3 protein-coding genes are annotated in these 16,350 nt (G+C 50.1%); 1 reads left to right on the plus strand and 2 read right to left on the minus strand.

Features of this window, described 5'->3' with window-relative positions:
* Window positions 1-13: 13 nt before the first annotated feature.
* Window positions 14-1,510 carry a glycoside hydrolase family 10 protein gene (locus tag HMPREF9441_RS07340; RefSeq protein ID WP_039865018.1) on the minus strand — a complete coding sequence of 499 codons (1,497 nt, stop codon included), beginning with the start codon at window positions 1,508-1,510 and terminating at the stop codon, window positions 14-16.
* 99 nt (window positions 1,511-1,609) lie between these two features.
* On the opposite strand from HMPREF9441_RS07340, the gene uvrA reads away from it, so the two are divergent.
* Window positions 1,610-4,417: an excinuclease ABC subunit UvrA gene (uvrA, locus tag HMPREF9441_RS07345; protein ID WP_039865020.1), complete on the plus strand. Its 2,808-nt coding sequence runs from the start codon at window positions 1,610-1,612 to the stop codon at window positions 4,415-4,417.
* 92 nt (window positions 4,418-4,509) lie between these two features.
* Here uvrA and HMPREF9441_RS07350 read toward each other — a convergent pair whose 3' ends face one another.
* Window positions 4,510-16,347 carry a right-handed parallel beta-helix repeat-containing protein gene (locus HMPREF9441_RS07350; RefSeq protein ID WP_008619742.1) on the minus strand — a complete coding sequence of 3,946 codons (11,838 nt, stop codon included), beginning with the start codon at window positions 16,345-16,347 and terminating at the stop codon, window positions 4,510-4,512.
* Window positions 16,348-16,350: the final 3 nt, after the last annotated feature.

A 16,350-nucleotide genomic window follows, 5' to 3' on the forward strand; every position in this document is an offset into this window, starting at 1 on the left:
TCCGCGTACAATTCTAAAGACGTATTTTCTTTTTCACCTTTTTCGACTCGTTTTGCAAACGGTCGAGTGCCGTCACCACATACGTATATTTCCGGCTCCCGTCCTCATAAGGCAGTTTATAGAAAGTGTTCGGCGTAATCGCCACGATATTCTCGGCATATTCCAAATCTATAGGCTCGCCCTCGGCAAAGCGATAAACCACATATTGACGCGCACGGTTCATCTCGCTCGTTCCGCGCGGCTCACGCCAAAACAGCATATAGCCGTCTTCCGTCCATAAAGTGGTCAGTTTGCGTACTTTCTTCGGACGCTTGTGGTCTATCCACGGCATCTCGGGCTGCAAGGCCGGATAACGGTGGTAATAGTTGCGCAACATCGTGCCATAATTTCCTTTGTTGTCCACCACTGCCTTGGCATACCATTGGCAACTGCCCTCGATGTTAGGCAACGAACGTTGCAAAGCCATCTTGCGCTCCATCTGGTGTTTGTTCGGGTCCACGGGGTCGGCTTTGGCTACCGTACGGTCCACGTCCTGCCCGATGTAGAGAGGCCGATGTCCGGCATGCTCACTCCACCAGCGTATCAGCGTATCGTAGTCGGCCGCGGAATGCCCGATTTCCCAATACACCTGAGGGATGTTATAATCCACCCAACCTTCTTTCACCCATTTCAACACATCGGCATAGAGATCGTCATAGTTCTGCAATCCGCGCGTATTGCTTCCCCTCTTCGGGTCGCTCTTCAAGTTACGATAGATACCGAAAGGAGACACGCCGAACTTCACCCAAGGCTTGACGGCATGGATGCAGTCGTGCAACTGACGGATGAAAAGGTTCACATTCTCCCGTCGCCAGTCATCGCGGTTCATTCCGTTCCCGTAACGCGCATACGTCTGGTCGTCCGGAATGCGCAAACCGCTTTCGGGATAAGGATAAAAGTAATCGTCGATATGAATGCCATCCACGTCATAACGCAACAGGATGTCCGTCACGACGTTGCAGATATAGTCCCGGTTCTCGGGCATCCCCGGATCCATAATCAGTTGTTCGCCATACCAGAAATACCGCTCAGGATGCTTTCTGTAATCATGTGTGGCAGCCAGTTCCTTCGTACCTTTCGTTTTGGCCCGGTAGGGATTGATCCAGGCATGCAGTTCCATGCCCCGTGCATGACATTGGGCTATCATCCACTGCAACGGATCCCAGTAGGGAGAAGGCGGCGTGCCCTGCTGTCCGGTCAGATAACGGCTCCACGGCTCGAAGCTGCTGGCATAAAGCGCGTCGAACTCAGGGCGTACCTGAAACAGGATGGCATTGATACCGCACTTTTGCAGTTCATTCAACTGGTACGTCAGCGTACGCTGCATCTCTGCCGTACCCAACCCCATAAACTGATAGTTCACACACTGTATCCATGCGCCGCGAAACTCCCGTTTGGGCGACAACTGGGCCTGAAGCGCAAAGCTGCAAAGCCACATCATCAAAAGCAAAAGTGATTTTTTATTCATCATACACGTTATTTCCGTGCAAAAATACAATAAAAATCCATCATGCGTTTGCCAAACATTGACTAACTTTGCAAACATAAGGACAATTAACGAAAACAACTGATGAACGACTACATACATATCAAGGGGGCGAGGGTGAACAACCTGAAGAATATCGACCTGGACATTCCACGCAACAAACTGATTGTCATCACCGGCCTGTCCGGTTCGGGCAAGTCTTCGCTGGCATTCGACACGCTCTACGCCGAAGGACAGCGACGTTACGTGGAAAGCCTGTCGGCTTACGCCCGGCAATTTCTCGGACGAATGAGCAAACCGGAATGCGACTACATCAAAGGCATCCCGCCCGCCATCGCCATCGAGCAGAAGGTAAGCAGCCGTAATCCCCGTTCCACCGTAGGGACTTCCACCGAGATTTACGAATACCTGCGCCTGTTGTATGCCCGTATCGGGCGCACTTTCTCCCCCGTGAGCGGACAGGAGGTGAAAAAAAACACCACGGAAGACGTAGTGCAGTGCATGCTCTCCTATTCCAAAGGCACGCGCTTCACCGTACTCGCCCCGTTGCAGGTGCGTGAAGGGCGCACCCTTCAAGAGCAACTGGACAGCGACTTCAAGCAGGGTTTCTCGCGCATCGAAGTAGACGGCGAGGTCGTGCGCATAGAGGACTTCATGCTGGAACTGGCCTCGGATCCGTCGAAAGGCGAACACCGCACCATCCATCTGCTCATCGACCGCATGAGTTGCGACGACAGCAAAGATACCATCTCCCGACTGACCGACTCGGCCGAAACCGCTTTTTATGAGGGGAACGGGCAATGTATGTTGCGCATCGTTCCGTCGGGCATCCTGCACACTTTCTCCACGCGCTTCGAGGCGGACGGCATCACGTTTGAAGAACCGTCGGACAATTTATTCGCGTTCAACTCGCCGGTCGGTGCCTGCCCCGTATGCGAAGGATTCGGCCGCGTCATCGGCATCGACGAAAAGCTGGTCATCCCCAACTCGGCCCTGAGCGTGTACGACGGAGCCGTGGTCTGCTGGCGCGGAGAAAAGATGGGCGAATGGAAAACGGAGTTCTGCCGCCGGGCACAGAAGGCCGACTTCCCCATCTTCGAGCCTTATTACAAGTTGACACGGGAACAAAAGGATTATTTATGGCACGGAAAGACCGGTGCTTCATCGCCCGAAGAGGAAATCTGCATCGACAACTTCTTCAAGATGTTGGAGAAAGACCAATACAAGATACAGAACCGCGTCATGTTGGCACGCTACCGGGGCAAAACGATCTGTCCCCAATGCCACGGCACGCGCCTGCGCCCCGAAGCCGGATACGTGAAAGTGGGCGGACGGGCCATTTCGGATCTGGTGGACCTGCCCGTCACCGAACTGAAGAAATTCTTCGACACGCTGACACTCACCGCCCACGAGGCGGAAGTGGGCAAACGCCTGCTCACCGAAATCAACAACCGCATCCGTTTCCTGCTCGACGTAGGACTGGGATACCTCACCCTGAACCGCCTGAGCAATACGCTTTCGGGCGGCGAAAGCCAACGCATCAACCTGGCCACGTCATTGGGCAGTAGCCTGGTGGGGTCGCTCTACATCCTGGACGAACCGAGCATCGGACTGCACAGCCGTGATACGGACAAACTTATCCGCGTGCTCCGGCAATTACAGCAATTAGGCAACACGGTCATCGTGGTGGAACACGATGAGGAAATCATCCGTGCGGCAGACTATATCATCGACATCGGGCCGCAAGCCGGACGCTTGGGCGGCGAGGTGGTATTCCAAGGCGACCTGCAACAGATGCTGGCCGAGAAACCGCAGGACACGCGAAGCTACACCGTGAAATACCTGACGGGACAGGAAACCATCGCCTTGCCGGACAGCGTACGCCCGTGGACAAACTATATCGAAGTGAAAGGCGCACGGGCCAACAACCTGCGCGGAATCGACGTACGCTTCCCGCTCAACGTCATGACGGTGGTCACGGGAGTCAGTGGGTCGGGTAAGTCCACCCTCGTGCGCGACATATTCTATCGCGCCATGAAACGGCAATTCGACGAAGTGGCCGACCGTCCGGGCGAGTTCCTCGGACTGGAAGGCGACCTGCAAATGGTAAAGAATATCGAGTTCGTGGACCAGAATCCCATCGGCAAGTCTTCGCGCAGCAACCCCGTCACCTACATCAAGGCCTACGACGAGATACGCAAACTGTTCGCCGCACAACCGCTGTCCCAACAAATGGGCTTCACGCCCGGCTTCTTCTCTTTCAACACCGAAGGCGGACGTTGCGAGGAATGCAAAGGCGAAGGGACGGTCACGGTGGAAATGCAGTTCATGGCCGACCTCGTGCTGGAATGCGAGTCGTGCCACGGCAAACGGTTCAAAAGCGACCTGTTGGAAGTGAAATTCGGCGGGCAGAACATTTATGACGTGCTCAACATGACGGTAAACCAAGCCATCGAGTTCTTCGACGCGCACGGGCAATCCAAGATATCCAAAAAGCTCAAACCGCTGCAAGACGTGGGACTGGGCTACATCAAGTTGGGCCAATCGTCCAATACCCTTTCGGGCGGCGAGAACCAGCGCGTGAAACTGGCCTACTATCTCGGCATGGAGAAAACGGAACCGACCATTTTCATCTTCGACGAACCGACCACGGGGCTGCATTTCCACGACATCAAACGCCTGCTGGCAGCTTTCGACGCCCTCATCCTGCGCGGCCATACGCTCGTCATCATCGAACACAATATGGACGTCATCAAATGTGCCGACCACATCATCGACCTCGGCCCGGAAGGAGGCGCGCAAGGCGGCAACGTGGTCGTGTGCGGCACACCGCACGAAGTAGCGGCCTGTCCGGACAGCTATACAGGCCGCTACCTGAAAGAAAAGCTCTGAAGTCCGGCCTAAACCACCCAATAAGATAAATAAGAAGCCCCTCACACATTCACCGTGCGAGGGGCTTCACCAACCTTAAAATCCACTATCCTCTATCGGACCATGGCTTTTACCACTGTAGTCCGTCCGTCTGCACCGGCCACCTTGAAGAGATAAGCTCCTTTTGCCAGTGCGAAAGTCACTTCGCTTCCGACAGCCTCCTCTACAGCCACGGCTTTACCGTCTACCGTCACCACGGTCACGACATCGCCGTCGTTCACACCAAACACGGTGGCCTTGCCCATGCCGGACTTCACATATATCGCATGCCGTTGGTCTGCATCCATACGTTTGAAACTCAAAGTGAAGCGTCCCTCAGCAACTCCCGCTTCCGCCGTCCGGAACGAGTAAGCCCCTTCTTTCAGGTCGGCAGCCTTGCCCGTCGCTGCATCTTTCAGCATCACATATTCATAATCTTCGGCCTCGCAATCTTCCGGAATACCGATGGAATACATACCTGCTTCCGGCAGGCTCACGCCCACGCCTATCGTACCTTCACGGTCGATGGCCGAAAGCAACGAATAACGTCCGCCGTCGCGTACGGCAAAGATCTCAGGTTCGCCGTTGTCGTTCATCCATTTCACACCGTCGCGCGCCAAGTCGAATTCCGTTGAGGCCTCTTCCGACGGCACCGCCGTCAACTGCAACTCGTCATAGATGCCGTCGTTTTCCTCCAGGCCACGCTTACCGGCTGCGGAAGCGACATACAAGGCCAACTTCGTACTCCTCGTGTTGTGGTCTATCTCTGCCTTACGCATGCCCACCGTAAATGTTTCCGTCTCTTTCAGGGTCGCCGTCTGGGTGAATACTGCGCTGCCCACCGGGATATTGCCCTGTGTACGCTCTCCATCAGCCCCCATACCATCCGTGTAATATCCGTTATTGGCATAACCGTAAATCACACGGCCGTATTCCATATCCTCGTAGTTCATCGTACAGAGGTAAGGCGAACCGAAGAGATTCCAGCTCATATTCTCCTTGTGGGTGAACTTGTCTCCGGTGTCGCTTGACGAACTCCAAGGACTGTTGAAGTTATACTTCTGCAACACGACATTCTTCGGTTGTCCGTCTTCCTCATAGCTTGTACCATAGAAACGGAGTTTCACGTCCTGTACCGGACTACCTTGTGCTTCGAAGAGCAAGCCTTCCGTCACGGCAGACAAATCGGCGGAAACGTCTTGCCAAGCCTTAGAATCTTTCGAAGCGAACTTGTAGTCATACTTCGCACGCTCCAGACCATTATACCTGTAAGCTTTCACGTTGCTTGCCTCGAGCCCGTCATTTCCGTTCACGGTCATTTCCTTCAGGCGGAACGGCATGGCTACCAAATCCTTATAACCGTTTGTGGCTGTCAACTTACGTTCGGCTGCAAAGTTCCTCAAATCCACTCGCTTACCGTTGCCCCACAGGCCTGCGCCGTGTTCCAGCAACAGGAAGCCCGGATTGAACGGTGAGGAAGCCGCATAGTCGCGCTCCAATCGAAGTTCATGGCCTTCACGGACATAAACCACAGACTTACCGTGCGGATAGTCATCGTCAGTCACCGTGGCGAAGTTAACACCCTCTCCGCCGACGATATTCCAAGTTTCGAAGCAGCCGTTATCCACTTGATTACGGATACGCTTGTTACCTGCAATATCTTTCTCGTGGCCGACCATCGTCATTATCGCTTGAAGACCATCATCAGAGCCCTTGTCTATGTTCGTTTCGTCTGTTTCCTTTAACTGGTATTTCCAGTAACCGTCCGTTACATAGCCATTCTCCGAACCATTCTGGACGACATTTTGCTTTTGGCCGGTTGTAAGTCTTCCGCTGTTCACAACTGTCACATTCACGGCTTTTCCTTCACCATTCACAGTTGCCCCGTCAGCCAAGGTATTATACAAAATACCATTTGTACCAACCAGTATCGATGCTCCGGCTGTCAGGATGGAAGTGCCCAGTATACCGTTGCCCTCTACCGAAGACGTACCCGACACCTCAAAGCCGTCCACCACGCTTGCACCCGAGACAGTTACCCCTCCCTTCAGGGCAGAACGGTCGGCAGTTTCCAACAATCCGCTACGAGCCATTAATACCTTTTCCACCGAATTATCCTCTGCCACAGTCTCGGTATTCATGCCTCCGTACACCTTCACACCGCCACGAGTCAAATGCAACTGCTCGTTGCTTTCCACATTCTGATGCACAAACACATAACCATTGTTTCCAGAAGAAGTATTGGCATAAACCGTAGCCAAATCCACAGCTCCCTGCAAGTCGCTTATGGCATGTTCCCAACTGCTTCCGCTGTTGTCACTGCCGGCCACACCCTGCTTCACATAGATGTATTGACTCAGTTCCGAAGCATATTCGTATGCTCCGACATCGATTCTCTCGCCTACTACACGGTGCTTTCCGGCCAAATCCTGTTCACTACCCAAATCAGATGCCACATGTGAGGTATAGGACTCATTCCGACCTTGGTTCAGCAACGTAAAACTGGGTCGAATGTTGTAGTCACGCTTCAATATATCATCATTATTCGGATCCACGAAGTTCGGTCCGTTCTCCAGATCTGTATTTTCAGCGTTCAACACTTTATTGCCATTGCCAGCAGTAGCTCCACTAAATCCGGCTGTTCCGCTATTCCATGCCACCGAGTTATACACTTCGGCCGAACCGTTGATACCCGCTACATTATTGTTAGCAAACGTGGCATTCACCACCTCGACCTGACTGCTCGAAACAACATTTAATCCTGTCTCGCCATCGGCAAAAAGCGTATTGGCTATCAAAGCCCCCTCATCGGCTGCATCCGATATTTTCATGCCGAATTCGCCTGTTTTCCGGAAAGCAGAATTTTTCAGTGTAAGCTTACCGTTCCCCGAAGTCGTAGCATTTAATCCTCCTCGGGCATTCTGGAACGAAAGACCGGAAACACTCACCGGCTTACCGTTGGTAGCGACACTCAGCAAGGTGACACTTTTATCACTGCCGCCTCCTGCCAACACCGTAGGCTCACCGAAATCCTGAATACCGGATTCGTTATAGGAACCGTTTACGGTCAATGCCGATACATATGTATTATCTGTTCCGCTCATGGAGATTTGGTAAGCTATGTCACCCACAATCAAGTTATTCCCCATAGTGTACGTACCGGATTTGATATGCACTTCTTTTTCAGTTTTCAAACCACCGGTAGCATTGGCCATGGCGTTCAACGCCCCACGCAAGTCGGAAGTAGCATTGTCCCAGCTCGATCCGTCGCGCTTTCCGCTTTCCGTAGTAGCCACATACACGATATCCCGATCAGATAGTTTCTCAGGATACTGATACTCGAACACACCGATATCTATTTTCTTAACCATTGGCTTACCGTCCGGTCCTGTCGGACCGGCATAACGGGAAGCAGTACTTTTCATATATAAAGTATTATATGATGCAAAGTCACCTGTCATCCACTCCTTATATGCCCCAGTAGCCTGAGTCATATCCGATTCTGCCGCAGCCAACTGACCATCACCGGCATCTACCAACACGGAAATCGCTACCGGTTCCCATTTCGCAGAAACCTTATTTCCCTCCGTTCCGGCCACCGTAGACGGGTCGTCGAAACGCGGACCATTGACAGCGTTGTTTTCCTGGTCAAGAAGAACAAAACCATTAGTCTGTACACCAAGTTCTACATCAAAGGCCGAATTATTGATACCCGTAGTCGCAAGATGAACAGGATTACCTGCACACTCATTACCCCACACGGCTGTGTTTGTCATTTTACTTGCATTGTTGCTTGTACTTTCCACATAAACAGCCGCATACTGTCCTGCTTTATTCCGTACAAAAGTATTGTTCATCAAGTCGACCTCTCCGATACCGCTCACCGCAACAGCACCGCCCCACGACGGGTTGTCCTCCGTTCCTATGTCCGTACCATTATTGGCCCATAACGTATTGACAGCTTTCAACCAATAGGCTTTATCTGCTCCAGCTAAATAGAGTGCACCGCCGCGAATATTCCATCCTTCACTTTCATCTACATCATTGCCTATTTCTGCATCTTCTACCGTTCCGTTTCCTGCAAAGATCGACCCTACGGATGTTACATTCGCATTCAGTGCATACACAGCACCTCCACGCACAGCCTTATTATTCAGCAAACGACAACGAACCAACTTATAATCTACGCCTACGGTATAAATACCGGCGCCACGGCCTACCTCCGAACGACCTTTCATCACGTTGTAAGTCTCACCATCCATAATGGTCAATCCATCCAGAGTCACACCTCCCAAATCAGATACCTGCGCATCAGCTTTGCTATACAACACATGATAAACGTTCTTTTCCTTGGCCGAAAGATTGACATGTCCCGAAAGAATCGTCGGGTGTGCCATTTCCCAAGGTTCGGTAATACCATTCGAGTTCAAGTCTCCGCTTTCACGGGCATCCAATAAATTTAAGATGTCCGCATCAGTACTTTCTTTTAAGTCCTTCAGTTCACCTTTATTAAATAGTTTATCCAACCCATACGAATAATTTTCCTCTCCCGAGAATCCACCGAAGATCTGCACACCTTGCGGAATTACAAATGAATTCTGGCGTTGGTTCGGCTCACCCGTTTCAGGGTCAGCGTCCTTACGTGCATTACGCGGCTTGTAAGTCCCTTCAGCCATCCATATCTCAAAATCCGTGTCCTCGCCAAAGTCGGTCGCCCTTACCTTATTAATATAATCCAAGGCTTCATCCAAAGAAGCAAGTCCCGTATAGAATGAACATCCTTTCAATTCATCTTCCCGTCCAGCCTCTTCATTGCTCAATTCAACATTTGCCGTTAGCGACACAAAGATTCTCTTAATAATTTCACCTTCATTTCTCGGCATTCTCATACTACCACCTAAATAAGCATAAGCCCCGGCATCTATTTTCTCCAAATCCTGTGCTCCCTGTTGCTGTATGCGAGAAATTCCTTGCATATCGTAAGCAGCAACTTCATTTTTCGATTGCAATTCCTGTTGCAATACCGATGTGGTTCCTCCTTTCACCAACAGCGAGAACGGACGCGGGATGTAATAACCTTTAAAATAAAGATCTTTATCTGCTTCCATCTTATGGTTCCCGTAATTACCCGGCAACTCATAAGTTTCTACGAAACAGTTATTGAACGGATAGAAGCCTCCTTTTCCATTTTCCTCCGTGTCAATGCCTCCAAACAAAGCATCCTCAAATTTCTCATCCGTCACACCACTGATATTCTTGTCACTCGGAGCTGTATTCCCCCACACTACGGTATTGACCGTCAGAGCAGCACCGTCTTCCAGATAAAAACCTCCGCCTACTTCGGCAGCCTCGTTTTCTACTACTGTACCCGAAATAACATGTGCACGATTATCTTTCGTCACACCATCTTCAGCCGACAAGTACATACCGGCCCCCTTATCGGCTTTGTTCTGCATTACGCCGCAACCGGACACCATACCACCGGGCAACACGAACAATCCGCCGCCTTCGATGGCTTCGTTGTTACGAACCACACAGTTGCGTATGTGTGCCCCCTTCGGCACGACGGCACCGCCACCACGGGTGTTGAAACTACCGCTACCGGAAGAAGCCGTAGCCAGACCGTCTTCCAAATAGACTCCGTCAAGCACCGTCTGTTTATCCAAAGCAGCCGTTCCATCCTGTCCGAACTGTACGGCATGATAACCGTTCACCGCCTGACGGCCTCCGGCCTCATCGCTCACTGCACTCAACACAGTCATATATTGCGCAGCGTTGCGATTGTCATCATTCCAGTTTCCATCATTCTGATATATACCGCCCACATAAGAACCTTCATTATATCCGCCCATCACGGTCACGCCTTCCGGAATCACGAACGTGTAACTCTTCGGATCGTTCGGATTAGCCAGCGTATTGGAATGATACACAGTAGTATAACTTTCATATCCGGCAATCTTCACAATCGCCGTATTACCCTCTGTCACACGCTGTCCTGCCGCATTCAGCACTTCCTGCAACTTCATGGCACAGGCTGCATTAGCCGGAGAAGAAGCGTCTGCCGTACCGTTACCGTTAAAGGTCACATAATACACTCCTTTATCATCAGGCTTAACCATATCTTCATTCTTGCGTTCGTAAGCACCGGCGTCCACCGTACAGTCTTTCACGCGGTCGGTGTAATCCATATCGGTGTAATCGAACAAGTCTATCGTATTACCATCTATCTCAATAATATTTTCACCCATATTCAAGGCTATACATCCGGCCTTCAGATGATAATTTCCGACTACGCTATTTTCAAACAGCTCAATATTCCCTTTCTTACAATTCTTAAACTCTATTTGTGTTCCGTAATTATCAATCTTCTCGGAAATGGAATTGTAACAAGCCATCTTTCCTGCATTCGATGCCAAATCCTTATCGCCGGTCAACCCTTTATACCCAGTATTTCCAACAGTAATACAATTATACAACAAAAGTCTGCCGTTCGGGTCGCTGTTGTCATCATGGTACACACAAATACCGCCATTTCCACGGGTTGTGTGTTCTGTACTATTTCCTACTACCGTATTATTGAAGAACTCTCCGTTCTCAATGAAGAAACCGCCGCCATCCGCATGCACTCCAACTGTTTTGTTTCCACTGACAACACAGTTATAAGCCGTACCGTCGTATAAATATCCTCCGCCACCATAAGCTGTATGCTGATTACTCCGTCCTAAGGTATTATTCGTAATATAACAGTTTACAAGGGAACCTTGGTCGCAATACACACCGCCACCACGCAATTCCTTATTCGTATTGGTACTGGAATTTATATTGTCGGTCACAATACTGTTGGCCAATGTCACATTGGTAAATATCAACGCTCCGGCACCGCCGTTTCGTTTTCCGCTATCACCCAAATAACTTATCTCATTTGAATTGATATAACCGTTTGTCAGTGTGAAACCATCCCAAGTTGTAGGCGTTCCAAAACGATTGGAACTCTCTGCCATCTGATAGTCGCCTTTGCCCGTTCCCACATAAATATATTCACCACCGGAAACATACTTGTGCGTACCTTTGCCCTCACCCACTTCGTTATAGCCGGGCTTGGTCAATATATGCGTACAAATTCCGGGAGTGGCAAAATCAGGAGACGATGTGGAATAATATCTCGACTCCTCCGCCTTTCTGTGAGTTGACAAGTTCGAAGCAGCCAGATAATATGCCTCTTTTGGATTAAATTCCACGTACTCTCCGTTTTCATTTTCCGTATATTTATACCAACGTTCATCAAATACAACTCCTCCTTCCTGCGTTATAGAATGGGTTCCAAAACCAACTCCTACTTGTACAAAAAACTTCTCTACATAATATTCAAAACCACCATTCCAATAAGACCCGGTTCTATAGGAATAAGCCGTTCTCTCTGACGCCGTACAATGCTTATACGTCCCATTTCCTGCACTTGTTTGATAATAGGCATCTTCATTAATATTAACATAAACATAATTGGCAATGCCCTGTACTGCCTCTACATAGTCTCCACCGTTCTGCGACCATACATAGCCGCCACCGGAAGCCTCCTCATAATGCTCTTCTGCTTTTATATAATCACCTTTATTTGCACCTACATATTCATAAGATATGCTACTTGCATTTATCGGATTGTATTTGTCGGCCTGTCCTAACACACGGCGTGTGGTTGCTTGGTCTTTCGTTTTAGGCATGAGAATCGTTTCATAATCTTCCGCCTTGTAAGTCCCGTCATGATATACGAATTTGGAAACAAACGGATGCCGTTCGTCCATACCCGGTGCTCCGCTATTTGGGAAAGCACCGTATACATTCACTCCTTCCAAAATCTCAAAACAGTTTTGCGAGCCGCTCTTAGGGTCTTGCTCATAAGTACCGGCAGCCACCCACACCTGCGGCCTCGCTCCATTCGGAAGTTTGATACCAGCCGCCGTTTCCACAGCCTTACGTACTGTGGCAAAAGGTTTTTCCCACGACAGACCATAGCCATCGGTATCTTTACCGGTATTCCGTACATAATATACCGTACCACTCTCCGGCAAATCAGCCTCGTACGCTCCCAAGTCAGGTATACCTCCCAAGTCACGTCCCCGTCCGGAGATGTCTTCGGCGACACCCGCTACCGCCGTGGCTTGATTAATCAAAACGGCCGCATCCGTAGAACTGGTCAGCGGACGGAACTCTGAATATCCTCCTAAATACGTATCATAGCCTAAAGTAGCTCCCTGCACATTCGTCGGATTGGCAAAGTTCTTGGCCCCATCGGCCGATGACGTCTTCAAACTTTGCGTGTCTCTTCCGGACGTATTTCCGGCACTGAACGAGGTGGAATAATTTCCTCCCGGTGCGGCACCCTTATTGTTCACCACCGTAACATAATGCATCGTCAAGTTGTTTGCAGCAATAACCGAAGCACTCTCCGTCGTATTCGTATTATTGTTCACCACGCAATTCACCAACGTCAAATTGCTGCCGTCTTGTGCAGAAATAGCCGCAGCCTCCACGGCCGTATTGTTTTCGAAAACCGTGTTGCGTACCGTTACCGTAGCCCCTTTGCCCACCAGCATACCGGCTCCGGACTTGTATGTGCTCGACACGGCATAACCGCCCACGACATGGAAACCATCGATTTCCACATTGGCACCTTCGGCCACTGTGATACAATGGTATAACCCATCCTCCAAAGCCTTGCCTTTGGGATTACCGTCTATCACGGAACGGTACTCCAAAGGTTTGCGTGCAGCACTGCCATCCTCTACGCGATAGCCGCCTTTGATAACCAACGGCAAACTCGTTTTCAGCACATTGATAGTAGCCGTCTTGGGGTCGAGATTAGTAAAACTGTAACGCGGATAGCAATCGCCTTCACGTACCAAAATCTCAAACCGTTCAACTCCGTCCGTCGCCTGCACATTGGCAAAATATTCTATCGCTTCGTTGATCGAACGGTAAGCCTTAGCCCAAGAACTTCCGTCGTGTTCTGCATCCGTACAACTTACATCGACATAAAGACGCCATACCTTATTATCCGGTTCATGTTCAAGGGTTCTTTTTTTCGTCATCACAGCTCCTACGCTCGGCTTTTGAGCAAACAGATCCCCTTTGATATCCAACTCGGGAGCCAATACCACTTCCTCGGGGAAACGTCCTAATTCCAAACCTATAGAACGCAAGTTAGAACCTTTCTGCGGGAACCAATAATACTCCACCTTCTTCAAGTTCGCGTCCACTCCTCCCTGGCTGGGCATGCCGCTCTGTTCAAAATCAGGCGTAATAACCCCTTCTGCATCAGAAGAGTTGTCATCACTCAAAGACACCATGTCCTGTTGGAGCGTATTGTTCCATACAGAGTTGTTCATGCCCGACACTGCCGTATTGAAGAAACGTACGGTCTTCACCGTAGGATTCACGGCATACATCGGCACGTTTCTCTCCTTAATCAGATTGTTCCACAATACGGAATTAACCGAAAGGCTGTAACCTTTCACATACAGTCCGCCCGTTTGTGCCGATTCGTTGTCGGCAGGGTCCACCGTACCCACGGAGACATTGTTGACCATCGTGGTTTGCAGCATCACACCTCCTTGGTTACAATAGACCGCACCGTTGTGGCGGCTCGTATTGTTGCTCACCACCGACGTAGACAATATCTGATATTCGGGGTGCATGCTACCGTCCGTCCACTCCGTATCGGAAACCATATAGACGGCAGCCCCGTCGTAACCCGAATTATTCGTCAGCATGGAACGCAGCACGATACCGGAATTGTCCACATAAACGGCTCCTCCCTGCTGTCCTTCATTATTATACAGCAACGAACCGATGATGCGTCCGCCATAAAGGTATACACCACCACCTTTTCCCGTGGCTGCATTCTCCGTCACCACGCAATTTGTAAGGTTTGCATTTCCGGCCATATAGACTCCGGCTCCGCGGTCGCCGAAGAAATTTTCTTTCGTACCTTTAGCCTCCTGAGCCGACCCTCCTTTGATGGTCACTCCGTCGAGCACGGTCACATTCTTGAACGCAGTACCGTCCGGTTGGGCGAACCATACCACGTGATTGGAATTACTGCCTGTCACGCTCCATTTATTATCAGCCGTATTATATTCACATTTTCCTCCGCCCGTTGCAGCTCCTCCATAGGCATTCCCCACAAACACGGTAGAATGTTTGTACTGCCAAGGCATGCTTCCTTTTTTATTATCCCGCTCAGCTCTGGTGGTCTCATTCCCTTCAAACCCGCCATACACGCTCACGCCATCTTTCATGACGAAAGCCGCCGAACGGTCGGTACTTTCACCGCTCATATAAACTGAAGGCTGGTAAGTACCGGCTGCCACCCATACTTCTCCACCTTGGCCTCCGTCCGCCAATTTGTTAATGGCAGCCTGTACACTTTTAAGAGCATTGCCCCAATCAGAGCCGTTCTTGCTGTCATCTCCATCCGGCTTTACACGCAAGATACGGTCGACCGGCACAGCCTGAAACTCGTATGCACCGATATCCGTCGCTTTGCCCACTGTTCGCGCACTTCCACCCAAATCATAGCCTCCATACGTTGCCGAAGCATAGGCATCATCCTGGCCTTTGTCGATAAAGGCAGATCCTTCGAGTGCCTGCCAGTTCCAAAGCGGATAAGCATTATAAAGCCAGTTGAAATCGCGGTCGAAACTCGTTTTCAAAGAGGGCGAAGCAAAAAAAGGCGATGCCTGCGAACGGTCATTATTCTTGTCGCTTACATATACATTTCCAAAAACATCCACACGATTGGAGCCTTCACCCTCAACCTCGTGATAAGAAGAATTTCTAAATCCGGGAGTAAACTCAGAAAACAACGTGGTATTGCCCCAAACTACGGTATTGACGACCTTAGCATTCTCATTTTTACCACTATTATCCGTGAGGTCCACACCTGCCACAGTATTACGGGCAATCGTAGAGTTAAGCACGCTCGCATCAGGAGAAATACGCACTCCGCCGTTTTCGTTGTTGAAGATCGAGGTGTTGACCACAGTACCCTTACCGGCGATGTAAATACCGCCGCCTTTGTTGGCCACTTCCGCTATCAATCCGGCCTCATTATTATATACCACACATTGGTTAATATAAGAATTGCTGCTGGTAACCTTTCCCGCCTTCTCGTCCACATAAATAGCTCCGCCGTTCTGTACGGCATAATTGTTAAAGAAGAAACAACGTTCTATACGGTAAGCACAAGAGTATGTTTCATGTCCCGTCACCAATACACCACCACCATTCACTGAGGCATGACCGCCCACAATCGTAAAACCGTCCAAAACGGAAACGGCATCGTTTATATTGTTCGCAACGCTGTTATTGAGGTTCATCGTCAACACATGCTCTGCATTGTCCGAACGAAGAGCGTTGGAAGAGCTAATCAAATTGACATGGTCGATCGTGTCGTTCATACTAATATCGCCCGAAAGGATAGAGCGACATGCGAAATTATAGGCTTTACCCAAAGTTGCACGTTGCTCCAAAGAAGTCTCATTTCCTTTGAAACCGCCGTAAAGCTTCACGCCGGCCTTCAACGTCCAGCCCTCTTTAGGAGCCAAATAAACCTGTCGGTATTCGTTACTATTTTTACGGATTTCCTCGAAACCCTGCACCCAGATTTCTTCGCCGGGCAGCGCTTGCTGCAAAGCTTCTTCGAGGGTGACCAATTTTGCTTTATCCGTACTTGACCAAGCCCCATCAATGGGTAACCCGTTGTAATCTACCGGGGCGTTTCCATCCGGTGTCACATAAAAATCCTGTGCCATGGCCATTTGCGTGGACATCAGCCCACACAGACACACAAGCGTGCCGAGAAACCTTGTTCCCTCCTTCTTGCGATTTGACAGATATGTTAACAATATATTCATGCT

It is taken from the genome of Paraprevotella clara YIT 11840 (assembly GCF_000233955.1).
Classification (GTDB): Bacteria; Bacteroidota; Bacteroidia; order Bacteroidales; family Bacteroidaceae; genus Paraprevotella; species Paraprevotella clara.